Raw genomic sequence first — 26,072 nt, forward strand, 5'->3', positions numbered from 1 at the left:
TTTCGCCCCCTGCTTCGACCCTTTTGCTTGACGTACCCCCGGTACGCCTTCACAAAAGTTCCTTGCATGGAACGAAAATTCGGCAACATCTGCGATCCTCGGAGTATGCATACACGCCCTAGGGTGAGCGTGAGCGACACTTAAAGGAGCATGCGGTCATGATCAATCGTAAACGAACGATCTCGTTAATCGCGCTGGCGGTATGCGGAATCGCCGCCTTCCTCCTGTTCGGTCAGATGGCCGAACGCGAGGAACGGCCTTCCGCGGCCGTCGGCCCGTTCGAGAAGTACGAGCCGACTATCACGCTTTCGGCCGTGCGCAATCTGAACGACAGCACCGTTTTCCGGGAGGGCGAATCGCTGACCGACAACGTCTGGAGCCGAGATTACTTGGCGACTCTCGGCATTCAAATCAAATATTTGTGGACGACGAACAAAGGCACCGAGGATTACAATCAACGATTAAAAGCTTCCATTCTTACCGGGGAGCTTCCGGATATTTTCGAAGTCGACAGCCTGCAGCTCAAGCAGTTGACCGATGCCGGCCTGATCGAGGATTTGACGGAAGCTTACGAACGTCATGCGTCGCCGAAAGCCAAAGAAATGATCGAAGAAATTGCCCACTCGCTGGATACGGCCACATTTGACGGCAAGCTGATGGCGATTCCGCAAGGAGCTTCGATGACCGATCAGTCTCAGGTGCTGTGGGTGCGGCACGATTGGCTGGACAGGCTCAATCTGCCGGAGCCGCGCACGATACAGGACATTCTGCGCATCTCCAAAGCTTTCGCCGAAGGAGATCCGGACGGCAACGGGCAACGCGACACTTACGGCCTCGGCCTGAACATGGGGCTGCACACCCGGATTAACTGGACATCGCTGAAGGGCTTTTTCAACGGGTTTCATGCCTATCCCAGCAGTTGGATCAAAGGCGACGACGGGCGAATCGTGTTCGGCGGCATCCAACCGGAGGTCAAGACGGCGTTGACCGCGCTGCGCGACATGTACCTTGACGGGCAGATCGATCCGGAGTTTTCCGTAAAGGATCAGAACTATATGGCCGAGGAGCTGGTATCCGGCAAAATCGGCATGCAGTACGGCGCCTGGTGGAATCCGACACATCCGCTGCAAGCCAGCAAAGACCGGGACCCCGGGGCGGATTGGCGGGCATACGGCATTCCCTCCGTCGACGACGTGCCGGCAAAGTTCGAATACAACTTCCCGATCTACAGCTATTTTGTCGCGAAAAAAGGCATCCGGCATCCGGAGGCGCTCATGCGCTTGCTGAATTTGATGGTTTACCGCGGCTATGAGAATCCGGAATGGAGCCATTTTTTTATCGGCAAGGACGGGTTCCAGTACAACAACTACCCGCTCGTATACACTTGGCCGGAGAACGGCAGCATGAAGAACTATATCCGACTGCAGAGCGCGTTGAAGAACGGGAGTCCCGCCGGCCTCAGCGAAGAGGAACAAAGCTATTACGACAATATCGTCGCTTATCGCCAAGGGGATAACCGCTACTGGTTCGAAGAAGGCATGTACGGCCAAAGCAGCGCCTGGGCGAAAATTATGGAACATAATGACAGCGGTTACATTCAAATGAACGAATTTTATGGCCCGGCGACCAAAACGATGAGCCAGGTGACCGCTATCCTGGACAAGCTTACGCTGGACACCTACACGATGATCATTATGGGAGAGCTGCCCGTGGACGCCTTCGACGACTATGCGAAAGACTGGGGCGATCTGGGCGGAGACCGAATTACCGAAGAGGTCAATCAATGGGTAGACCAAAGGAGGCAGAGCTAGTTGAAACTGAGAAGAAGCCCTGCGCACTATGCCATTCTGCTGTCCCTCGTTGTCCTGCTTATTTCCGGAACGGCTATGCCGTCAGAAGCGAAAGCATACTCGCCTTCCAATGTATTAGCGTATGAGACTTCGTTCGAAAACGGCGGAGAATCGGAATGGATCACGGCGGCCACCGGCTTTACTTCCGGCGAACGCCATTCTTATTCCAAGTCGTTAGCATACGCTCGAACTTCGGCCAGCACCTATATTTATCCTTCCAAAATATTGCCGGGGCAAGGCGGAGAGAGGTTCTACGCGACGGTCTGGATCAAAACCTCCGGCCTTAGCGGGCCGGGCGGCGCGACGCTCGCGCTCGAAGCGTTGGATCCGTCGGGCAACTGGGTCGGCGGACAATACCTTCCGGGAGTCGCGTCGGCCGGTTGGACACAGATCCAACTTCCGATCTACACGCTGCCCGCGAATACGGCGAAAATCAGCATTTCTCTTTATCTGGAGCAGGGCACAACCGGGCAAGCCTGGTTTGACGACCTGCAAGTATTCGAGGTTCAAACGGCGCCGTTATTCTATGCGTATCTGGATTACCCTTCGTACCGCGGCAAGCTCATCGCCGGCGACCACACGGACATTCGGGTCAAAACGATTCCGCATTCCTGGTCGGCCGATTTCAGCGGCTACACGACCAAGGTCAGTCTGTACGATTCTTCCAACGCCTTGATGAATTCCGCAAGCTATTCCGGCCAGCAGGCTACGGCCACCTTGTTCGCCGGCTCCGGACTTGCGGCCGGAAGCTATAAGCTGGTTCTTCAGTTAATTAAAACTTCGACTGGACAGGTCAAAGGCTATATCGAAAAGCCGATTGAGAATACCGCCTCCGCTCCGGATCAATACGTCGACAAGCACGGTCGGCTGTGGCGCAGCGGCAGCTTGTTTTTCCCCATCGGCATCTATACCGCCGATATTACCGCAGCGGATTTGGCGGATTTGAGCGGCAGCGCCTTTAATACGATTTTGGCGTACGGCCATCCCGATCTGACCAAATTGAACTTGGCCGATTCTTATGGCATGAAGGTCATTTACTCCTTCAAGGATTTTTATTACGGCTCTCCTTACGCCCCGTCGTTCATTACGAGCGAGGCGGACGAGGCGCCGCAAATCGCCCAGCACGTGAACTGGTTCAAATCTCATCCGGCGCTGTTGGCCTGGTACTTAAACGACGAGGCTCCGAACGATCCCCGACTGCCCGCCCATTATGAAGCGGTCGTCGCGAACGATCCGGACCATCCCGCCTATATCGTGGATTACAATGCGCCAAACCCGGACCAGGTGCTGCGTTCCACGGACATCTTCGGTATGGACCGATATGTCGTGAAGGGATTGTCCGGCGATCCGATCGCCGAACCCGGCGCTTATCAGAAGGCCGCCAAAGAAAACCTGTGGTTCCGGGGCCAATGGCCGGTCGTGCAGGCGCATAATCTGGCCAACTACGGTCAGGGCGGCACCCGTCCGCCGACTTTACAGGAAGTCCGCAATATGGCGTGGCAGTATTTGACCGAGGGCGCGACGGGGTTGATGTTCTACTCCCTGTTCGATCTGAAATCGGATGCGAGCGGCGTGCCTTACGCAACGCTTCTGAATCGCGTGAAGCAGGTAGCGTCCGAGGTGGAGAGCTTCGTTCCGATCCTCCTGTCCGTCGATGCCACGCCCGCCGCGACGACTACGGGCGGAAGCTGGCTCAACTGGATGGTTAAGCAGTACGGCAGCGATACGTATATTTTTGCCGTCAATAACGGCAAGTCGAACCGAACCGCCTCGTTCACCGTGCCCGGCGCGACTTCCGTGCAGGCGGTAAACGAAAGCCGTTCCCTGGCTTTGACGGGCGGCAAGTTCACGGATTCGTTCAGCTCCTTGGGCATTCACATTTATAAGGTAGAAAGATAGGTGATTCGGTTGAAAAAAATAGCGATTGCTTTTCTTGCCCTGATCCTGGTTTTGCAGTTGGCCCCGATTTCCTTCCTTGGCGGCGATTCGCTTCGGATCGCGGCTGCGGCGGAGGCCGATGTGCTTGTGATGGAGGAATCGTTCGAGAATCCCGCGGACGAACGCTGGATAACGGAATCCAGCGGTTATGACGACGGCGAAGCCTATACGGGCAATCATTCCTTGAAATACGAGCGTTCGGATGCCGCGTACTATAAATATCCCCAGGTTTCTTTGGCAATGGAGCCGGGAGCGACCTATTACGCAACCGTCATGCTGAAGACGGAAAACGTTGGCGCCGGCAAGGCGAGAATCGCCTTGGAAGCGTACGACGGAGACGACTGGAAAGGCGGACAATATACGGACGGCCTTGCGCCGGCCGATTGGACTCTGCTCAAGCTGCCTACGTATACGGTTCCCGAGGATGCCGGCAGACTTCAAGTGTCGCTATATTTAAGCCAAGGCGACACTGGAATCGTCTGGTTCGACGACGTTAAAGTCTATAAGAAAGCGCCGGCCGGAAGCCAGTCGGGTTACTCCACCTCGTTCGAGGACCCCGACGACGCGACCTGGCTCAGCGGCTCGACCAGCTATGACGCTGCCGAGTCCCGTACGGGCGAATACTCCTTGAAGTATACGAACGGCCCGGCCAATTCTTCGCCCAGCTTTGATTTTAATCTCACGCCCGGCGTCGGTTACTATGTATCGGTGTGGGTGAAGACGAACGGCGTCGCGGACGGAGACGGAGCGAAGCTTGCTCTGGACGCGGTAGATGCCGGCGGCAATTGGATCGGCGGCTCCTATGCGAACCCGATCAATCCCGGCGATTGGACCTATTTTCGGATTCCGCTGTATACGGCCCCGGCCAACGGAGCCAAAGCCAATCTGACGCTGTACACGCAAGGAACGACGGGTACGGTCTGGTTCGACGATCTGACCCTCCACGAAGTCAAGCCCAAGCTCATTCAAACTCGGCTGGCGTCTCCGGGATATCGCGGCATTCTATCGCCAGGGACAGACGCGGATATTCGAGTCCGGACCGAAGCGGCAACGGGCGCCGATCTGAGCGCCTATACGATACGCGCCAGCCTTTTGAGAGATGACCAATCGGTTGTCGAGGCGACGTATGTGGACGGCTCGGGCGGAGACGCGGTCTTCCCCTCGGCCAAGCTGGTCCCGGGCACGTATCATGTCCGCGTCGAGGCTGTATTGTCCGGAACCGATACGGCGGCGGACTCGGAGGAATGGACGATTCGCAAATTGGGAAGCGCCGCGGAGATGCCTGAATCCTACGTGGATAGCGAAGGCCGATTCTGGCGGAACGGAAAGCTGTTCCTGCCGATCGGAATCTATGCGGACAAAATCGTTCGTTCGGAGCTGGAGGAGCTGAAAAACAGCCCGATCAACACGCTTCTGCCCTACGACTTCCCTTCCGGGGAACAGCTCGATTTGGCCGCGGAATACGGCAAACAGGTCATTTTCTCGTTGAAGGATTTCTTCTACGGCTCCGCATGGGCGCCCGAGGGCATCAACAGCGATGAAGACGCGGTGAGCAAGATCGGCGAATTCGTCAATCGGTTCAAAGACTATCCGGCGCTGCTGGCCTGGTACCTGAACGACGAAGCGCCGAACGACGATCGGCTGCCTTCCCATTATGAAGCGGTCAAGGCCAACGACCCGGATCATCCTGCCTATACGGTCGATTTCCACCTGCCGTCCGCCAGCGTGCTGGCGAAATCAACCGATATTTTCGGCTTGGACGTCTATCCCGTCAAAGGGCTGGAGGAAGATCCGATCGGCGAGCCGGGCGAGCTGCAAAAAGCGACTACCGAGGCCATCGGTAAGAAGGGACAATGGGCCGTCGTGCAGGCGCAAAACGTCGGCAACTACGACCAAGGAGGCTTGCGCCCGCCAACCGAGCAGGAAATGCGCAATATGGCGTGGCAGTATATTACCGAAGGCGCCCGAGGCATTCTGTTTTACTCGTTGTTCGATATGAAGAACGATGCAAGCGGGCTCCCCTATGAAGAGCTGCTCGGCCGCGTGAATCGCATCGCGCAGGAAATCGCGGATTTGCAGGCGTTTATTCTGTCCGACCGGCCGGCCGACAATGTTCGAGTCGCAGAGGGAGACGGCGATTGGCTGCATTGGATGAGCCGCAAGGTCGGCGACAAAACCTATATCGCTATGGTCAACAACAGCAAGGAAGCGCAGCGGGCCGCCATCGAAGTGCCCGAAGGAATGCGGCTGAAGGTATGGAACGAGAATACGTTTCTCCCGATATCGAATAACCGCTTTACGGGCAGCTACTCTCCTCTGGACGTGCGGATCTATGAGCTTAGCGCCAAGTCGGGGTCGGGCGGCGGCACTCCAAACCCGGACTCCGGCTCTGGTTCCGGCTCCGGCATAGGCCCATCTACCGGGACGGAGGCCCCCAACAACCCGCTGGCCGATCTTGAACAGGAGTTGAAGGGCCTCCGCGAGCGGCTGGGCGAAGCGGCCGCTTCCGAACAAGCGGCAATTAACGCCCAGGTGATAGAGAAAATCCAGGCGGCCGCAGACCGTATCGGCCAATTGGATATGGCGCCTTACCTGCTCCGCTCTGGCGGCGATGAGACCCAAATCGACACCCCGGCACTGCTCGATCGGATCGATTCGATCGGAGAGGCGTTCGATCGGCTGCGCGAGCTGCTTCGAGGCTTCTCCTCCAAGACTACTTTGTCGGCGCGGCTGGCGATGACGTTCGAAGGATCGTCGGATGAACTGCAGGTGCAGCTGGAGCAAGCTATTCTGGAACGGATGCTGGAGAAATCAATCGCCCAAGTCACCCTTGACTGGCAGGGCGTAGAGTTACTCTTCGCGCCGTCCCAGCTTCAAGGCGACGTAGAAATCCGTATCATCAGGACGAACAACGATCAAGAATTAGCGGCGCCTGTCTATGAGATCGAGCTGAAAGTAAACGGGGCCGTTCCGACCGAATTTAATCCGCCGATTACGTTGGGGCTGCCGCTTCCAACCGGAGCGGATCTGGACAAGGAATTGCTGGCGATGATCGAATTCGCGGGCGATCGGACGGAAATCGTCGGCGGAAAGCTTGCCCGCGAGAAGATGTACGCCGCGTTGAGCCGGCTTCGTTCCAAGTATGCGGTCGTTGAAAATCGAGTGGAGTTTACCGATCTGGATCGCGTAGCAGGCTGGGCGGGCCGTGCGATTCAAGTCGCCGCCGCCAAGGGCTTCATGTCCGGCACCGACAACGGCCGGTTTGCTCCGGAGGACCCGATTACGCGCGCCGAATGGGTTGCGCTTCTGGCGAAGGGGCTGGAACTCGGCGACACAGACGTCGAACGGGATATGCCCGTTTCCGATTCTCCGGTTACCCGCGCGGAATTGGCCGCCTTGGCCGGACGTGCCGTCTCCCTGCTGACCGGCCGGCCGGTTCCGAGCGGTGAAAATCCGCAGGCGCTGCTCCGCTTCCGGGATGCCTCGCAAATTCCGGAAGAGATGATCGGAGAAGCTGCCCTGGCCGTGAGCCTGGGAATCGTCAACGGCGTCGACGCCAAACGGCTGCTGCCCGAAGGCACGGCAACGCGCGCGCAAGCGGCGGTTGTCCTTTACCGATTAATGGGAATCCGCTAAACCGATAGAACGACCAGCAGCTTGAGCGATTCCGCTTAAGCTGCTGGTCCCTATTTATAAACGGCTTGTCTATTCGCAGAGCGCTTAAACTAGAGGGGAATGCCATGAATCCTTTCCGCATGAAATCTTCCAGTATATTCTTTAAGCTGGCCATCGCTTTTTTGGTGATCATTTTGCCGTTGTCCATTTTGAGCCTGTTGATCAACTCCTCAAGCTCCCAGACGGTAAAATCCCAAATCGAACAATCGCTCGAATACAGAATTCACACGTTCGTGACGGGGATCGACGCCGACTTCAGACGAATTATGCGCTTGCGCAACGAGCTGTTGTCGGACAGCGACCTTCAGGTCCTCAGCTTCTCGAGGAACCAATTGACGAACTTCGAATATTCCAGAGCCGTGCTTCGCATCCAAGAAAAGCTTAGGCTGCTTCAGGCTTCAAGTCTGTACCTGGAAGATATCAGCGTCTATCTGCCGAGAATTCAGCGCAATATCTCCTCGCGGGGCTTCGTTCCGCCGCCGACCGAGGGGGAGGTCCAGTCTCTCAAGCGCTCGACGCTGGCCTCCCCGATCGTCTATTGGAACGATCAATACCTGATCGGCGGCTTTTATCCCGAATCGTACGGCATCGAAAACAACGACCTGGATCATTTTCTCCTGTTGAAAATGACCTTATCGCAAGAGCTGCTGCGCCAATCGCTGGAAGAGCTTTACGAAACGGACCTTGGCGGCAGCATGCTGCTGCAAGCGGACAAAGAATGGCGAATCGCCAGCGGACAGCCTGCCGCAATCGAGCAAATCGCGCATTCGGACTCTTCGAAGGCTGTGCAGGCATCGATGGACGACAGTGATTACGGCAACGTGAACGTGAAAATCGGAGGAACGTCCTATAAGGTGATCTTCGAAAAATCGGCCGTTCTCAATACGAATATTATCGCCTTTTTGCCGGAACGCGAAATTCTGAATCCCCTTCAGAAATACCGATATTTATTTTGGACGATTATGCTGACCTCGATTTTTATCGTTATTCTTTTTTCTTATTGGATCTATCGAATTATCCACCAGCCCATTCGCCGAATCGTCCGAGCGTTCTTCAAGCTGGAGCAAGGCAATCTGAAGGTCACGCTGAAGCATAACCATAATGACGAATTCGGCTATTTATACGAACAATTCAATGCGATGTCCCGCAAGCTGCAGGAGCTCGTGCACGAGGTCTACGAGGAGAAAATCCGCTCGCAGCGCTCGGAGCTTAAGCAATTGCAGTCGCAAATCAACCCGCATTTCCTCTATAACAGCTACTTCGTGCTGCACCGGGTCGCCCAAATGCACGACGTGGATACAGTGATCCGATTGACGCGCCATTTGGGAGAATATTTTCGCTATATTACGAGGAACGGTTTGGACGATATTAGCTTGGCGCAGGAATACCGGCACACGAAATCCTATATCGAGATTCAGACGATGCGTTATTCGCGGCGGATCAAGACGGTCTGCGCGGAATTGCCGGAGGAATGCCGGGATATTCCGGTGCCGAAGCTGATTTTACAGCCGATATTGGAAAATGCGTACGAGCACGGCCTTAAAGACAAAGCGTCCGACGGCATCGTCAACATCTCCATCGCGCTTAAAGATCAAGTCGTCTATCTATCCGTGGAGGATAACGGCGAAGACTTGAAGGACGAGCATCTCTTGCAGTTGAACTCGGAATTGCAGCAAGGCATGAATCTGGAAACGACCGGGATGCTGAACGTCCACCGCAGATTGCAATTAAAGTACGGCAAACCGTACGGACTAGCCGTCGACCGATCTCCGCTCGGAGGCCTGCGAGTCGTCTACGCGATTCCCATCATAAAGGAGACGCATCATGTACAAGCTTCTGATCATTGACGACGAGGACTTGATCGTACAAGGGTTGGTGTACTTATTCGAGAACTGCCGCGGTCTGGACTTGGAAATCTATTACGCCTACTCCGCACAGGAAGCGCTCGAGTGGCTGAGGCGCACGAGAATCGACATCGTCCTCAGCGATATTCGCATGCCCGGAATGTCGGGGATTGCGCTGCAGCAGGAAATCGTCCGTTTATGGCCGCATACGATCGTCATCTTCTTAACGGGATACGACGATTTTAACTATATCCAGACAGCCAACCGCAATCAAAGCTTCGATTATATTCTGAAGACCGAAGAAGACGAGGTGATCGTTAGCGCCGTACGCAGAGCCGTCGATCGGCTGGACGGCAGGTTCGAGCGCGAGCGGCTCCTTGAGCGGGCCCGCGAACAGATCAAGCTGACGCTGCCTTCGCTCCGGAAGGAATGGCTCATGGAACGGATAGCGGGAGAAGCGGCGGAGAACGGTTCGGAGTTGGTGCTTCGACTGAAGGAGCTGGACATTCCGCTGAACGCGGCCGCCCCGATTTTAATGATGCTCGGAAGACAGGACGATAGAGAGCCCGATGGCAGGACAGCGGATCAGACGCTGAAGAATTTCGGCCTTCAGACGATCGTGAATGAGGTGCTTAGTCCCTCGTTAAACCTGTTTTCCTGCATGTACGAGTCCGGCAGATGGATCTGGCTGATTCAGCCGAATGCCGAAGGTCTGTTGCCGGAGAATGAAGATTTCGGATGCTCTTGGAAGCATGCCGCGCTTCTCGTTCGCGAATCCTTGGCGAAAATTCAAGAGGAATGCCGGAAGCAAATCGAGCTGAGCGTGTCTCTGATCGCGGGAGCTTCGCCGGTGGCTTGGGCGGATTGCGAGCATGCGTATAGCTTGCTGAAGCGAATTCTCTATATCGATTACGGCCAGCGCAAGGAGGTGCTGCTCTCCGAGTCGCATTTGTCGCCGAACGAAAGGCTAGAGCACGACAAGGATATTTCCCACTGGCTGAAAATGAATAAAATCCAAACCCTGCAAACCTATCTCGAAACCTCGCAGAGAGAACGCTTTTTTTCGTTGTTTTACGAGCTGGCGCGCCATATCGAGGAGAGCGGCCTCGACTTGATGAAGCTGCAATGGTTTTATTCCGTTGCGCCTATTTTTTTCAGATTCATGAACCCGTCATTCGAAGAAAACAACGCGCTACGGATCGATGTCGACATGCTGACACAGCTGAATCGCCACAGCTCCTGGGAAGACGCGGTCGATTATATCGCCCGGCTGGCCGAAGCGGTGTTCGATGCGCAGAAAACGGACATCGGCGAACGCGAATTGGAGATCGTCGCCCGGATCAATACCTACATCGAGGACAACCTCGCGGGCGACCTATCGCTGACCCGAATCGGAGAAGAGGTCGGCTTCAATCCCTCCTACTTGTCCAGATTATACAAGCAATTGACCGGGGAAGGCCTGCACGATTCGATTACCCGAATGAGACTGAATAAAGCGGTTGAACTGCTGACTCAGCCCTCGACCAAGATCCATGAAATCTCCTCGGCGCTTGGCTTCGAGTCTCCGGCGTACTTCACCAAATTTTTCAAGCGGGTCACGAATCTGACGCCTTCCGAATACCGGGAGAAGGAGCTGAGCATTAAGGATTAACGAAGAGGTTTTGGGTACGGAAACGATGAGACAGAGGGGGATGTATCTCCTGTAGGAGCGGAGCGTTTGCCTTTGCCAACGTGAAATTCCCATCCTGTGATCGGCCGTTCGTCACTCGCCAACTTTAGATGATATATTTCGTACAAGACTGGCGGCGTAGCCGCTGCTCGAACCAGTATCAGTCAAAAGGACATGACCAATTCGAGGAATCGAACAAGGAACACCGCGATATTGCGGCTTGCGATTCTATCCTGAGACCCAGACAAATGTACTGAGCGAAGCACAGTGATACGGCAATAAGCGCTGAAAAACAGGCAAACACTGAAGCATAAACAGAGAACGCCGCTCGCCTCCATAGATGGGAGCAAGCAGCGTTCTCTTTACGGACTACAAATTGCTGTTAATCACCAAAATACCGCATGATATTCATCAGCATAACGGCTATCTCGGCGCGAGTGGCGTTGTTCTTGGGCGAAAGCTTGTTGTTTGCCCCTTGTATGATGCCATACTGCACCATCGTTTGCATCGCTTGATTGGCATAAGCAGAAATTTGATTCAGGTCGGCGAATTGTTGCAATGATCCGCTCGAATGGTCCGCAACGGCACCGTTAAATCGCAACGCCCGCTCAAACATAACCGCTGCCTGCTCGCGTGTAATCAATTTCCGAGGATTGAATGTGCCGTCCGCCAGTCCCCTAATCAAACCGGCCTGAACAGCAGATTTAACAGCCCCGGCATACCATGAATCATCCGCTACATCCGAGAAGCTATTACCGGAAGACTGCTGCAATCCCATAGCTCTTGTCAATAATACCGTAAATTCGGCTCTCGTAATTTTTCCATTTGGGTTGAAAAGCTGATCGGTTACCCCTTTCACAAGCAGCTTGGATGCCAGATTTTCAACACTAACCTGTGACCAGTGACCCTGAACATCCGAGAAGGACTTTTTGACAGATACGACGGCAAATTGTCCGATCCCCGTGTACTTCAATACAATTTCCTTATGATCATCAGTGATCCGCACCGTTGCAGGCACGTAAGTGAGTTCTCCTGTAACCGGATCAACGATAACCCCTGTCAGTTCATCCGCATTCGTATCATTATTCAATTCGAAAGCGACGCGTACATAAGTCTGGTTGAAGTCATTCAGCAGTGTCGTTGCTCCATCCGAGACGATCGCAACCGAGATCCGGGTTGGAGAGACAAGCCATTCTACTGAACGATCTGCCTGATTCGGAATACTTGAAGACGGTTGGATCGCCAGATGATAGTTGGCGTTCTTAACACCGGATTCAGGCATGTTTTTGCTTAGCCCCCGTATTGCCATCTTGAAGCTGCCACCGGCATATTTCACTTCGATCTCCTGGTCTTGATTAGCCTTCAGTGCATCTGCAACGTATTGATACGGCAGAACAATTTCAAAATCGCCCTTCAATTGCTCGGCTTGAATCGTAATCTGCTCCTGGTTTTTTCCTGCTCCTTCTACAGCTCGCTGCCATACTGCCGCAGGGATCGTTACGATTGAAGCCTCAGAATTGTGAACGCCCTGTCCGACAGCAACTGTGTACTCTGTCGGTATGATTTTACCCGAAGGCGATACGATAGGATTCGTAGGTGCCGACACTGGTCCTGTTGTTGATCCGGTTCCCGTGGATGGATTGCCCGAACCTGGATTAGTTTCTGTAGGAATAACTTTCGCGATCATGATCGAGTATGGCTCTACCTCGTAATGAGAGACCGTATTCCCATCCAGCGCATCCGGCAGCGTAATGCTTGTCGGAACATCCGTCCAAGAAGGATTCGGGTTGATCAGGAAATCCGGCAATGCGTCCGCTCCACCGTAGCTCCACAGCGGCTGCAGTTCATATCCTTCGAGCTCGATATCTACAGTACGGTTGGTCCGATTAGAAATGATCAGCTTCTGAATGCCATCATCGTCCCCCATCCCCCATGCGGAGACCTCCGGAACTTCCACTGGAAGATTCGTTCTATCCTGTGTCTTGTGGAGCTTAGTTACATTGGAGAGATCGATTTCATAGTATTTCTCGTAGTCATCCAGCAGATTGCCGATCTCTTTCAACGCATAAAATGCAGGAAGCCTCACGTATTCATCCGTGCCGACTGTCTGCAGCAGCCCAAAGCCTTGCGGATCGTTGGCTACATAATAACTTGTCATCGAAATTTCATCAATGTCCAGCATGTTGAAGATCATGTCCACATAAAGTGCAGCCATGCCTTCCGTCTTGGCGAATTGATAGCGTGCACGATCCATACTATCCGATTCCCCGAACATAAACATCGGTAATAATCCCCATTCGGTAATCCACGCTTCTTTACCCGGGAATAATTGCAATGTCGCCTCGGCCGTAATCTTCCGCAGCTCATTTTCTTTGAATAGATATTCATACAGCTTCGTGTTGCTAATGCCTGCCAACTCTTCAACGTGATTGTAGTAGTGAATAATGACAGCATCGAAGAAGCTTTGATCCTTGAGCAGCTCGCTGTTCCATATCGACACTCTACCGCCTTGCGTAGCCAGATAATCTTCAAGCGATTGACCAGGCTTCTGACGGTTGCCGCTGTCAGCTAGAATGAAATCTACGAAGCCCTGATCGATACTGACAATTCCGATCTTCACATCGGGATGCTCATCGCGCAGCGCCTCTGCAACTGCCTTGCTCTTCGCAATATAATCCGTGACAGTCGGGAATGGATAGCGATAGGAATTGTCATACAGTTCATTGCCCAATTCCACGAACAGCTCTTGTCCAGGATTCAACTCTTCCTTGATCGCCGTAACCTGGTCAACAATTTCCTCAGGTGTATACGCAATGATATTCAAGTCGAAAATATACGGCTTGTCCATGTCATTAGCTAGCTTCAGCACTTTGTCCAATGTCAGCTTGTCCGCTTCCGCTAGATTTGTCGGCATCCAGGATAGGGAGTTCATCAAATCTTGTCCATATACCTGCAGCATTTTGGCTTGATCTGCACTGTTTGTAGGAAGGACGCCTTCATCATACAAGTAAAGATTTCCATCCATCCCGCCAGGACCGCGAACGTGCTGAAACTTGATTTCACTGAGCATTTGCACATGCTTATTCGTATTGTACAGCTCGTTCGGCCGAATGTTAAATGCCAGACCATCATTAACGCCAAAGAAGTTCTCCGGCACATTCTTCACTCTGTTGCCAAGCTTTAACATGATCGAATCAGGTACGCCTGAAGGCAAATTGATAACATTTATGGTCGCACTGGCAATATGCCCGCCATCGAGCGCTCGAACTGTGATGGTTGATTGACCAACCGCTTCCCCATGAATTGCTCTCTTCTTATCGCTGGATCCATGCAAAGATATGGCGGCAGGATTGCTGCTTTCCCATACTGTCGCGGTATTGTCAACATTACTCGGGTTGAAGGAGGCGATAAACTCCTGAGATTCTCCCACGTATATGGTGCTGCTGGATAAATTCAGTGAAATGGCGCTCGGGCTGGCCGTCACGAAGACGTCGGCCGAATCGCTGTAAGAGTTATCGCTCGTTCTGGCCGTAATTGTGGCCGAGCCTCTGCTAATTCCGATCACTGCACCGTTAAAAACTGTTGCGACAAGAGGATTGCTCGACTCCCATATCACATTGGATGTTCCGGTTTCATTCCACAATTGCAATTGCTTGCTTCCGCCTATACTCACACGGTTGATTTTGCTTATGAACGCAAATTCGGGTTCGTCAAGCGTGGATATTGTCACATCGTCGAATGCCGCTTGAATGTTATACGAGGTAAATTGAATCGTCCCCGATCTTTCCGGAACCCCCGTCAAGCTTGCAGCTAGAGAAAACTCCGTCACTTCAGGTGGTTTCAAGTAGACATCCAGCTTGTTGCCTTGCACAACCAACTGTATCGCATATTCTTTGCCCAGATCAAACGGGAACGAATAGAACGGTTGTTCCCCCGATCCGGAATGCATGATACTCAAGCCGCCATCGCGAATAAGCAGCCATGAGAAGTCCGATCCTGTTACTCTGAATCTGACTCCCATATGGTTCTCGCCAGGCGTTGCAACTCGCTTGAATTTAAAGGAGATCACCTGGTCCCCCCAATTTGCCTGCATACCCTTGAGCTTCGCCGATGAATTCTTGTAGGTTATCGATTGCAGCTTGCCATCGATCTCCTTCCAAGAACCTTCATCTCCCGAAGTATCCCACAGCATATGTCCATTGCTGAAATCCTCTTCAAATTGCTGAAGCGCATCAGACTGGTAGCCAGGCAGCGTGGAGCCCAAATCATACATCCCGGCTTTAAGAACCGTAAATTTCGTATCGGCTGTATTAGCCGTCAACCGATAGCCGAATCCGGTTGCTCCGCTTGGCGCAATAAATTCCTTCTGAATCATCACTTGTCCATTCGATGGGCGTAACTGATCAAAGAATGGATCGTCAACGAACTGGGACGAATTATCTATTGCATATCCCGAGAAGTTCAACTCACCCTGATCTACTTGTACATGCGCTGTAAGTACATACTTGTTCCCCGGGATAATGTTGATCCACTCTTGCGCAATTCCCTCTCCTGCATTTGCCGACACCTTCAACCCCGCAGATGTTACCTCGTAGCTTGAGCTGCCGGATTTACTCCAGGAGATTAATTGATTGGCTCCGTCCAATGTATTCAAGAGCGGATTTTGCAGAATATTCAAATTCTCATTCTGCTGTACACCCAGATCATACATGCCCGCTTTCATTATAGTAAAGGAAGAATTAGGCTCGCCCGCGTACAGACGGAAGCTGTAGCGCACGGTCGTATCGGAAGCCACAAATTCCTTCTTCACCGTAACTAATCCGTCTGCCGGCCTCTTCTGGTCGAAGAAAGGGGCTTCACTGAAGGACCACCCGGAGTTAATTCCATAGCCCAGTATACTCAAGGCGCCTTGGTGCACTTGAACCTGTGCTGTGATGAGATACTTGTGTCCAGGAATGACATCAATCCATTCCTGTTGGAGACCGTCGCCGTTATTTGCCGACACCGTCACCCCCGTCTCTTCGACTTGATATGCAGCACTACCGGTCGTGGCCCATGCTTCCAATTCCTCTTCATTGTCCAATTGGTCAAAGAACCCGTTCTGGAGCAAGTTAGCTCCCATGTTAGCCGCCGGTCCCAGATCATACATTCCGGTATCCACAATCCGGTATTCGGTGTCATTCTCGCCAGCCAATAAACGGACACTGATACGCGTCGAATCCGACTTGGCGATGAACTCCTTCTCTATCGTCACGAGTCCGTCTGCAGGTCTTTTCTGATCAAAGAACTGATCGTCGCTGAACTGCCATTGGTCATTGACCATGTAAGCAGAAAAGTTCATTGCGCCTTGCAGGACTTGAATTTGAGCGAAGAGCTTGTATTTATGACCAGGAGTGATCGATATCCATTCCTGGCTGAGGCCCTCGCCAGAATTGCCTTCTACGGTTATTCCCGGTTGATCCAATACATAGGATGGTGATCCGCTCATTGTCCAATGCAATGGACTTCCGTTGGCCTCGCCCTGGCTAAAGTCGCTGTTCTTAACCAGGCTTCCGCCATCTCCAGCTTGCGCCGCATATGCTGGACCACTCAAATTGAAAGCGGATACAAACAATGAAAAGCATAGAAGAATAGAAATCCATTTCTTGGGTTTCCTACTCATTAACATTCATCCTACTTTCCGTTTAAATTGAATATCGTAATCATCCAGTGCACAATGTTATCGATTCTGCACTGGATGATTCGATTTCTATAGTTCCGCTGGTTTACCTAGGCGCGTATTTACTTATTGATTACTGGCCCACTCATCCAGTTGCCGCTGTTTCTCTGCGACAATTTTATCGACACCTGCCGCTTTAAGCGCCTCGTTGAACTTGGCAATTTCCTGAGCAGGGTCAACCAATCCGGCGTCAATTACATCCTGATATTGCTTTAATACGTTGGCAACCGCTGCAACCTCGTTCTTAACTGGCTCTACATCGAATGCGAAGCCCAACGCGATTGATTTCTGCGCCTGCGCATTGAAATTCTTGAAGTTCTCCCATTTGTTCGGATCTTCGTTAGCGAACAAGTACGTAATCATCTGGTTGCCCCACATCCAAGGCTCATTGCGGTAGCCGATGCTTTCTGCAGATACACCTTCCGCATAGTCGATTACAGAATCAGACTTCTTCACGAAGTGAACGCCCTCAACGCCAAAGTCGAACAGGTTAAGTAAATATTTGTCGCCGTACAGCAGATCCAGGAACATCATGGCGCGTTCCGGATCTTCGGTTGTTCTGGAGATCGAACCCATAATGCCGGTAATATTGCCCGTTGTCGTATAGGGCTCCTTAACTTGAACTTGAACAACATCCAGTCCCCAGGCTTGCGACATCTCCGCATCTTTACCCGGCTTCAGTTCCATTTGCATCGCGAAAGCTTTGCCGACTTGCATTTGACCGAAATCGGTAACGGTTACTGCATCTTTGTTGATATAGCCAGCTTTATACCACTTGTGCGCCAGCGTGGCCATCTCGTTGTAGTAAGGCATTTCGAATTGGTTGATAACTTTCAGTTCGTTGCTGTTGCGATCCAATGCACCGACGCTTCCGCCCAATTGATCGATGTCGCCGATCGAAGCAAAGTTGCCGAGAGAGCGCTGCATGCCGACAAAGAAAGGAATAATGTCAGGCTCGTTCGCTTTGATCAATTCCAGATAGGGTTCCAGATCCGCCGCTTGCTTAATTGTGGAGACGTCAATGTTGTACTTCTCAACTAACGATTTATTCAACAGATAACCGTAAGAGCTCGCAAACTCCTTGTTAACCGGAATACCGTACATTTCGCCATTTACTTTCGTGCCTTCGAGAAAGCCGGCATCCACAGACGCTTTAATATTAGCTCCGTACTTCTCTACCAGATCATTGAGAGGAGCGTAGGCGCCCTTGGCCACATTCACAGAATAGCCCAGCGTATTGGACGAAACGACGATGTCAAACTTCTCGCCCGATGAGATCATCAGGTTGGTTTTGTCCATCCAGGAGCCCCAATCGATCGGCTCCAGCTTGACCGTAGCGTTGATTTTTTCCGTCAAGTATTTGTTCATTTCGTCTTGTACGATCGCCAGATCCTTAGGTACAGCGCCTGCAGGATACACGACCCGAATCTCATACGGCTTCAATTCCGACTCAGAAGACTTGGGCGCTTCAGCGGAGCTTGCGCCTGCGGATCCAGACGGTGTGGATGGCGAAGAGTCGGAGTTATTATTGCTGCCGCAAGCCCCCAGAATCATGCTCATCGACAGTAAAGCAACTGACAAGAATCCCATGCTTTTCTTCATGTTAACCCTCCGAAGTTTATTTTATATGCTAACCGGCGATAGCCGGAACTAGCCTTTGACTGCACCAATCGTCAATCCTTGGATCAGATAGCGCTGGAAAAACGGATAAGCAAGCACGATCGGGCCGGCGCCGATGATCGCCATCGCCATGCGAACTGTCTCCTTCGGCATATTCGCCAGCAGCTCCATCATATTGCTGTTCTGCGTATTCATGGCCAGAAACTGGATGTTCAACAGCAGCTTGGTCATCAGGTATTGCAGACTAAAGAGATCTGGCTTGTTGATAAAGATCAGGGAATTAAACCAGTCATTCCAATAGCCCAATGTAGCGAAGAGACCAATTGTCGCCAGTACCGGCAAGGAAAGCGGAAGCACAATCTGGAAGAAGATACGCCACTCTCCCGCGCCGTCAATTTCTGCCGACTCCAGTATGGATACTGGAATTGTGTTGACGAAGAACGTACGCATAATCATCACATGAAATCCGGTCAGTAGCAGATTGGGAACAATTAAGGCGAAGAACGTATCGCCGATCCCCACATACTTGGCGTAGAAAATATACCAAGGCACCAATCCGCCATTGAACAGCATTGTAAAAAACACGTAGAACGCTACAACGTTTCTCGCTTTGAAATCACGCCGGGAAAGCGGGTAAGCAAGCAGTGCGGTTAACAGCAGCCCCGTCAGCGCGCCGATGATCGTTGTCGTGATGGTGACGCCGTAGGATTTCAACATACTGTCCGGCTCACGCAATATAAATTTGTACGCTTCCAGGCTGAACTTATCCGGAAAGTAGGAGTATCCATTCAGCACGACCGACCGTTCATCTGAGAAGGAGACGATCACAATCAGAATGATTGGCGCCAGAAACACAAGACATATCAGGATAAATGCCAAGTTAACGGCGAGTTCATACAGTCTCTCTTTAGCCCTTGCGGATCCTCGATGAGGTTGTGAAATTGCCTGAGATTTATCCAAGGGTTACCTCCTAGAACAACGCATTCTCTTTATCGATTTTGCGTACCGTGTAATTAGCCAAAAGCACAAGCGTGAATCCTAATACCGATTGGAACAATCCCGCCGCAGCCGACATCCCGACATCTCCCGTTTGAATGAGCGCGCGGTATACGTAAGTGTCGATGACATTCGTTGTCGGCAGGAGTCTGCCTGTATTCATTGGCACTTGATAGAACAATCCGAAATCGGCGTAGAAAATCCTTCCGATTGCCAGCAGTGTCATGATGATGATTACGGGCTTAATCAGCGGAATTGTAATCTTCATAATTTGCGTCCATTTATTAGCGCCGTCCATGCGAGCCGCTTCATAGTATTCGCTGTTAATTCCTACGATTGCGGCCAGATAAATCACGCTCAAGTATCCTGCCGTCTTCCAACTCTGCACAACAACGAGAATGTAAGGCCAATAATCGGGGTTCATATACCACTCAATCGGCTCCATACCCAGCGGCTGCAAAATATTCGTATTGATGAATCCATGCTCTGCGCTTAAAAAGGCAAAGACCAGATAACCTACAACGCCGAATGAAAGCAAAAACGGGAGCAGCAAGATGCTCTGATACGCTTTCTTCATCAGCTTGTTCTTCAATTCATTCAGCATCACAGCGATAAACAACGCGAAGATCAGATTCAGGATGATGAATGCCGCGTTATACAGCAACGTGTTCCTTACAATAATGTAGGCATCGGGACTTGCAAATAAAAATTGGAAGTTATCCCAACCCGCCCATTCATTCAACCATAACGGCTTGGAGTAATGAACTTTCTTAAATGCAATAAATACACCGATCATGGGGATGTAATTATTGACCAACAGATAGAGAATACCTGGCAATACCATTAACCAAAGAGGCAGCATCCGTTTAGTTGGACTTTTGATCTGCATCTTGCCTTTCCACTTCCTCTCTTACAACCTCTAGCTTTTATCTGTGGTTCATTGTAATCTCCAGGCTCTGAGAATCCTATCACTTCGAGAACCTTTTTGTATGCTTTAAGCACTTGTTTGCCTTAACCGTTACTCTGAGTCTTCTCCGCAGAAGCGTTCACGTCACTGAATCCGAACACACCAAAGAGCCTGTCGCCCCGTAACTCGACAGGCTCTCCAACGCTTCATCTATGTCCTATTTGCCCAAGGGGTAGGTCAAGGTTACACGCGCCCCGTTAGGCTCGACATTCGCAAATGCGAGCGTCGCATCAGATCCATAATTCAGTCGCAGCCGTTCCCTGACATTCCGAATGCCAATGCTGTTGGACTTGGATAGGACCGCATCTTTCGACTGCAATTGCGCCAGAACTTGCGGCGAGAATCCAAGTCCATTATCTTCGATGACAATCTGCAGCCATTCCTTCCCGCCAAGTGTGACACGATGAATGGCAAGGATTATTCGAAAACAATCCTGTTCCATCGTTAATCCGTGAATAATTGTATTTTCCACAAATGGCTGAAAGATCATCGGCAAAATCTCAATCTCGGACGTTCCCGGCCCCATCTCTATTCGATACTCAAGATGCCCCGCAAATCGCATCGATTGGATTTCCAGATAATACCCTATGTGTGCCGCTTCATCGCTGATTTTAATTTTCTCCGCATGACTGTACAGTAGCCGTCGAAAATAATCCATGAGATGTCTTGTCATTTTCTGAATCAGCATATACTCCCGCTTCTGTGCCAGGTTATACACCATATTCAATGAATTGAGCAAAAAATGGGGATGAATCTGCAGCTGCAAACGCTGTATTTCAGTGAATTGGCCTCTTAGCTTCTCTTCGTATATATCGATTTTCAGGGCGTTAACTTGATTAACCATTTCATTGAATGTGGCGTTGATCAGAATGAATTCCCGATTCGTGCCTGCTCTCAGACGATAATCCCATCTCCCCTCCCTGATTTTCCGCATCCCTTGCAGCAGGGTATGAATCGGCTTCAATACAACTTGACGAATCATGACAAGCAGGATAATCAATGCTGCTATGATCCCTAGCGGGATCGCCTGAATCATTCGTTGGATGTGTGACATCTGAAGAAGCAATTGCCGCTCTGGCAGCTTCTTCACAATGCTGATCCCTGCAGGCTCCGAACGTTCAGTGAATAGCAGATACTTTTCGGATTGCATTTCCGTCTCTGTATAATTTATTCGGTTCTCAACGGTTTCTTTCAGCTTCTGTGTCCATTCCGGCGACAGCTCGTTACCGGTCAGAATATCGCCTGTATTGGAAAGCGCCAAAATCTCGCCGGATGTCACCAACTGGCGAAGCCTGTCTGTCTCCTTCATCGCATCCACATTGATTACGACCGAAACGTACACATTGTCCAGACTTCGAATAACGCGTATTAAGCGTTGCCTGCCGGCAATCCTTTCAGAATACCATCCCGAATCGGATGTATCGGCGGCCAGTTGTTTAATCGAATGCTCCAAATCATTAAATACCGGCACCCGTTCTTCGTAATTGCCAATCCTCAAAGAACTTGTAACAAATTCCCTGGAATCTGCAAGATATACAAAATAACCATCCACCCACGAATCAGATGCAAACCCTTCCATCAGCATATATTTCAAACTGGATTTAGCATAATGGTATAAGCTGCTATCCTCTCCTTTGATACCCAACGTTCTTACACTGCTATTCACAAAAGCCAGATTGATCAGAAATTTACTTTTCTCATTTAGCGCATCCTCAATTTGACTGAGGCTGATCTGGAGCATGCTCTGGTTCGCCTCTGTTGCCTGTGTCTTGAGCAGTCGAACGGCGTAATCGTTTGCAAAAAACAAAATAAGCGAAAGCGGTATCACAACTAATGAAAATAACAGGATCAACTTCGCTTTCAAGCTCATATACCCTCTTGTGCTCACGAAGTCACGCTCCATTCGTCGTACCGGCTGACTGCAGCGCTTTACGATATTCCTGGGGGCTCATCTTGAAAGTCTTTTTGAACATTTTGGAAAAATGGGACTGGTAGCTGTACCCGACCGCCAATGCGATCTCTGTCACCGTTGCTCTTGTCTTTAACAGCTCGGTTGCTTGCTTCATGCGCTCATGCGTGATATAGTCCGTCAACGAGTAGCCTGTCTCCTTCTTGAACAAGCGGGACAGATAGCCAGGGTTCAAGTGAACCGCTGCAGCCAGGCTCTCTCGATTCAAATCCTCGCTCAATGCGTTCTTAATCAGTTTCTTTACTGTGTGTACAACCGTGTCACCCCATTCCATCCGCTGTACAAATTCCATTGCACGCTGCGCCACGGTCTCGATCCAGATCTTGAGCTCCGATGCGACAATCGATTGCTTAACGAAGCCCGTAAGCTCTTGCTCGAAGAACGACGCTTCCGACGCTTCGGAATAACCCTTTTTCTTCAACGAGTACAGCAGCCCTTTTGCCATCTCTTGCTTTACACGTTGTACATCCGCAGCCGTAATTTCCGCATGTTTGAGCTGATCCACCGACTCTTGAATGGCCGCGTTCAGCTTTCTTTCATTCCCGTCGACAATCCAATCTGCCCATTCAAAGAAATTCGGCAGCGTAACGTTTCTTGAGCTTGCCATATTCTGATTGCCCTGCAGCCGGATTACTTGCCGCGAAGCTGTAATTTGATTCTGCTCCTCGAATCGCAGCGCATTATAAGGAGTCATAATGTCCACAATCGGAACCTGCCAGCCAATGTAGCATGACACGTCGCAATAAAATAACTTCGCACACTCCCGAATATAGGTCTCGCATGCTCGAGGAAGGACGCGCTCTTGCCATTGATCGTCGTCCCCTGTATAGATATAAATCAGAATTATGTTGATTCCGGAATGGTCCTGGAATACAATTCCTCTGCGGTTGTCCAGTACGAAGTCGATAGCAGCATTGCGCAGCGCGTACTCCAATATCTCTTCATCCGCTTGCTCGAACGCCTGATGCCATCTCTCGATACTTACAAGGACGGGCAGCACTTCGAATGCCCAATACGCGGCTGGGGCATAGGCCAGCAGTTCGTGTTCAATCCCCTTCCGCTTGCGTACAATTCGATCATCCAGCAAGTCCTGCCAGAACTTCTCAACTAAATCGGCCTTTTTGTTCTGCCACAAATGATAATACTTCTCCAGTTCTTGCAATTCGCCCGATTGTATCTGATTCTGTCGAATTTCATCCACAGCTCTGCTTAAAATCGAGTTAAACTCCTCAAATTCAATCGGTTTCAAAATGTAATCATAACAGCCCAATTGCAAAGCCTTCTGGGCGAAACTGAATTTATCATGACAGGTCAGGAAGATGATCAATGTAGATGGGGAATGACTTCTTACGTATTCCGCCAGCTCCAGTCCGCTGCCCTGCGGCATCTCAATATCGCACACGAGCAAGTCGATCTCCGTGTACTGAAATTGTTCCACGGATTGCTTCAAATTGTATGCGTGCAAGACCTCATGAAATCCGTAACTGGCCCAATCAATTTCGGTTTTGAGCACATCCACTGAAGCCCATTCATCGTCAACAACCATCACTCTCATCATCGTATGTCTGCCCGCCCTTCCCAGTCATCTCGCTGTCATCACGTTCACTTCGCCAACATGTGCCCGAATAGTAAAAATCTCCGTCCAGTTGACGAAAACAATTGGGAACATAATACTGTACTCCTGCCGCTGTTGCAAGGCTTATATCATTCAGGACCTCCTGAAGCCTCCGCAAACAAAAACAGGAAAAGACGAGTTCTGCGTCGCCGCGCCCCCCGCCCAAGTGCATTTCAAAAGTAACATTTTTACATACCCGTTAGTCAAATCATTCAAAAAAAAAAGATGACCCCAGTCATATTAATGACTTGTGGGACATCCCTTGTTTCTTACAGAACAATCTCGCGGCCGCGCTCGGCGGACTCGTAAATCGCGGACAAAATTTTGATCATATCGACGCCGTGCTCCGGCGTAATGATCGGCTGCTCGCGGCCGAGCACGCATTCGACGAAGTGGCGGATATTGGCCGTGTGCTGCGGGACCTCCGCCGCCGTAAAGTGCGGCTGCTGGTTGATCAGCGCGCCTTCGCGCTCCGTGAACAGGTTCAGCTTGTCGTTGATCAGACTGAAGCCGCCTTCTGTGCCTCTCCATTCGAGGAACTTCTTCTCCTCCTCGATGTTGGACGCCCAGCTGAACTCGATCTGCAGGGAGGCGCCGTTATCGAAGCGGATGAAGCCTGCGGCCAAGTCCTCGACATCGAACGTGCCCGCCGGAATGTTGCCCGAAGCGTCGGGACGATCCGCGAACTTGCGGTACGTCGAGCCGGATACGGTAACCGGCTTCGGGTTGCCCGCCAGCCACATCGCCATATCGATCATGTGTACGCCGAGGTCGATCAGCGGACCGCCGCCGGACAGCTCCTTCGTCGTAAACCATCCGCCGCGTCCCGGAATGCCCCGGCGGCGAATCCAGCCGCAGCGTCCCATGTAGAGATCGCCAAGCTCGCCGTTGCCAATAATCCGCTTGGCGAACTTCGCTTCTTCGCTGAAACGGTTGTTGCGCATCGCCATCAGCAGCTTGCCGGAATCCCGTGCCGCATCGGCCATTTTCTGAGCCTCGTCGGGGTTGATCGCGTCCGGCTTCTCGCAAAATACGTGCTTGCCCTGGCGCAGAGCGGCGATGGCAATCTCCGAGTGGTACAGGTTCGGCGTGCTGATGCCAATAATGTCGATCGATGGATCCGCGATCAGTTCGCGGTAGTCTTCATACACTTTAGTTCCGGGAAAATCTTTGGCCGTTGCTTCGGCAGACGCCTTAAACGCGTCACAGAAAGCGACGATCTCTACTTCGTTGTGCGACAGCCAACCTGGCAGATGCGCGTGCTTGAATATGCCGCCGGTGCCGACGACTCCTACCTTCAACGTCATTTTCTTATATCCCCTTGATCGTTTCTAATGGTTGCGCGTTGCCGTACTTCGGATATTCGCGATCTACCGGCGCGGCCCACTTCACCGCGTTAGAGATAACTTTGCGCACTTGCGGGTTATAATAAGTCGGATACGTCTCGTGGCCCGGGCGGAAATAGAAAATTTTGCCCATGCCGCGCGTATAGCAGCAGCCGCTGCGGAATACTTCTCCGCCTTCGAACCAGCTCACCATAACCAACTCGTCCGGCTGCGGAATGTCGAAGTGCTCGCCGTACATTTCTTCCGCCGGAAGCTCAATGTACTCGCCGATGCCGTCGACGATCGGATGCCCCGGATTCACGACCCAGATGCGTTCCTTCTCGTCCGCTTCGCGCCATTTCAGATCGCAGGACGTACCCATCAATTTTTTGAAAATTTTCGAAAAATGGCCGGAATGAAGCACGATCAGCCCCATGCCGTGAAGTACGCGCTGATGCACACGGTTTACGATCTCGTCCGACACTTCGTCGTGCGCCATATGGCCCCACCAGATCAAGACGTCGGTGTTGTTTAGCACTTCCTCCGTTAAGCCATGCTCCGGATCGTCCAGCGTGGCCATCGTTACTTTCCCCGAAATGTCCAAGCCTTCGGCAATCGCCGTATGCATGCCTTGCGGATAGACGGATGCAACCTTCTCGTTTGTTTTCTCATGGCGGTGCTCGTTCCAGACGGTAACGTTAATTGTTTGGCTCATAATCCGGACTCTCCTTTAACGTGGTTTTCCTTCTTCATTGTATGCGAAGCTCAACTGCCAATCGATTGCCTATTCGGGCGAATTATTACGGTATTCTGTCATGATCTGCATGGATTCATACGGATATGTTAAAATATAATTACGCGATCCTGTCGCAATCCTACATCCAA

At 51.6% G+C, this 26,072-nt stretch carries 13 protein-coding genes; 5 read left to right on the forward strand and 8 right to left on the reverse strand.

From position 1 onward, the window contains the following. Window positions 1-158: 158 nt before the first annotated feature. The 5 genes from J4772_RS28925 (at window position 159) to J4772_RS28945 (ending at window position 10,958) form a co-directional block, all read left to right on the forward strand. Window positions 159-1,811, forward strand: a complete 1,653-nt coding sequence (locus J4772_RS28925) for an extracellular solute-binding protein (protein ID WP_209072529.1) — start codon at window positions 159-161, stop codon at window positions 1,809-1,811. Next, window positions 1,812-3,749: a hypothetical protein gene (locus J4772_RS28930; RefSeq protein ID WP_209072530.1), complete on the forward strand. Its 1,938-nt coding sequence runs from the start codon at window positions 1,812-1,814 to the stop codon at window positions 3,747-3,749. Next, window positions 3,750-7,424, forward strand: a complete 3,675-nt coding sequence (locus J4772_RS28935) for an S-layer homology domain-containing protein (RefSeq protein WP_209072531.1) — start codon at window positions 3,750-3,752, stop codon at window positions 7,422-7,424. Window positions 7,425-7,528: 104 nt separating this feature from the next. After that, window positions 7,529-9,310: a sensor histidine kinase gene (locus tag J4772_RS28940; protein ID WP_209072532.1), complete on the forward strand. Its 1,782-nt coding sequence runs from the start codon at window positions 7,529-7,531 to the stop codon at window positions 9,308-9,310. Next, window positions 9,288-10,958, forward strand: coding sequence for a response regulator (locus J4772_RS28945; protein WP_209072533.1), 1,671 nt, complete (start codon window positions 9,288-9,290; stop codon window positions 10,956-10,958). The genes J4772_RS28940 and J4772_RS28945 overlap by 23 nt, the downstream gene beginning before the upstream one ends. A gap of 400 nt (window positions 10,959-11,358) precedes the next feature. Here the strand turns inward: J4772_RS28945 and J4772_RS28950 are convergent, their stop codons facing one another. The 8 genes from J4772_RS28950 to J4772_RS28985 form a co-directional block, all read right to left on the reverse strand. After that, complete coding sequence (locus J4772_RS28950; protein ID WP_209072534.1) at window positions 11,359-16,638, reverse strand: S-layer homology domain-containing protein; 5,280 nt, start codon at window positions 16,636-16,638, stop codon at window positions 11,359-11,361. A 123-nt stretch (window positions 16,639-16,761) separates the two neighbouring features. Further along, window positions 16,762-18,297 (reverse strand): ABC transporter substrate-binding protein, encoded by a 1,536-nt coding sequence (locus tag J4772_RS28955; protein ID WP_209072535.1) that lies wholly within the window; start codon window positions 18,295-18,297, stop codon window positions 16,762-16,764. A 48-nt stretch (window positions 18,298-18,345) separates the two neighbouring features. Continuing rightward, a complete protein-coding gene (locus tag J4772_RS28960) occupies window positions 18,346-19,275 on the reverse strand; it encodes a carbohydrate ABC transporter permease (RefSeq protein WP_247740883.1) in 930 nt (309 codons plus the stop codon). Between the two features lie 10 nt (window positions 19,276-19,285). After that, the gene (locus tag J4772_RS28965) at window positions 19,286-20,200 is read right to left on the reverse strand and encodes an ABC transporter permease (RefSeq protein ID WP_247740884.1); all 915 of its coding nucleotides are present in this window, start codon (window positions 20,198-20,200) and stop codon (window positions 19,286-19,288) included. Between the two features lie 235 nt (window positions 20,201-20,435). Further along, window positions 20,436-22,142: a sensor histidine kinase gene (locus tag J4772_RS28970; protein WP_209072536.1), complete on the reverse strand. Its 1,707-nt coding sequence runs from the start codon at window positions 22,140-22,142 to the stop codon at window positions 20,436-20,438. 28 nt (window positions 22,143-22,170) lie between these two features. Continuing rightward, window positions 22,171-23,805, reverse strand: coding sequence for a response regulator transcription factor (locus tag J4772_RS28975; RefSeq protein ID WP_209072537.1), 1,635 nt, complete (start codon window positions 23,803-23,805; stop codon window positions 22,171-22,173). A 326-nt stretch (window positions 23,806-24,131) separates the two neighbouring features. After that, complete coding sequence (locus J4772_RS28980) at window positions 24,132-25,169, reverse strand: Gfo/Idh/MocA family protein (RefSeq protein WP_209072538.1); 1,038 nt, start codon at window positions 25,167-25,169, stop codon at window positions 24,132-24,134. 4 nt (window positions 25,170-25,173) lie between these two features. Then, window positions 25,174-25,902, reverse strand: coding sequence for a ThuA domain-containing protein (locus J4772_RS28985; protein ID WP_116059948.1), 729 nt, complete (start codon window positions 25,900-25,902; stop codon window positions 25,174-25,176). Window positions 25,903-26,072: the final 170 nt, after the last annotated feature.

The sequence above is a fragment of the Cohnella sp. LGH genome, assembly GCF_017671885.1.
Taxonomy (GTDB): domain Bacteria; phylum Bacillota; class Bacilli; order Paenibacillales; family Paenibacillaceae; genus Cohnella; species Cohnella phaseoli.

Excerpts from the sequence above, each read along its gene's own strand:
- J4772_RS28945 (WP_209072533.1), top strand. The coding sequence starts at position 9,288 with ATGTACAAGCTTCTGATCATTGACGACGAGGACTTGATCGTACAAGGG.
- J4772_RS28965 (WP_247740884.1), bottom strand. The coding sequence starts at position 20,200 with ATGCAGATCAAAAGTCCAACTAAACGGATGCTGCCTCTTTGGTTAATG.
- J4772_RS28975 (WP_209072537.1), bottom strand. The coding sequence starts at position 23,805 with ATGATGAGAGTGATGGTTGTTGACGATGAATGGGCTTCAGTGGATGTG.
- J4772_RS28985 (WP_116059948.1), bottom strand. The coding sequence starts at position 25,902 with ATGAGCCAAACAATTAACGTTACCGTCTGGAACGAGCACCGCCATGAG.
- J4772_RS28940 (WP_209072532.1), top strand. The coding sequence starts at position 7,529 with ATGAATCCTTTCCGCATGAAATCTTCCAGTATATTCTTTAAGCTGGCC.
- J4772_RS28955 (WP_209072535.1), bottom strand. The coding sequence starts at position 18,297 with ATGAAGAAAAGCATGGGATTCTTGTCAGTTGCTTTACTGTCGATGAGC.
- J4772_RS28950 (WP_209072534.1), bottom strand. The coding sequence starts at position 16,638 with ATGAGTAGGAAACCCAAGAAATGGATTTCTATTCTTCTATGCTTTTCA.
- J4772_RS28925 (WP_209072529.1), top strand. The coding sequence starts at position 159 with ATGATCAATCGTAAACGAACGATCTCGTTAATCGCGCTGGCGGTATGC.
- J4772_RS28980 (WP_209072538.1), bottom strand. The coding sequence starts at position 25,169 with ATGACGTTGAAGGTAGGAGTCGTCGGCACCGGCGGCATATTCAAGCAC.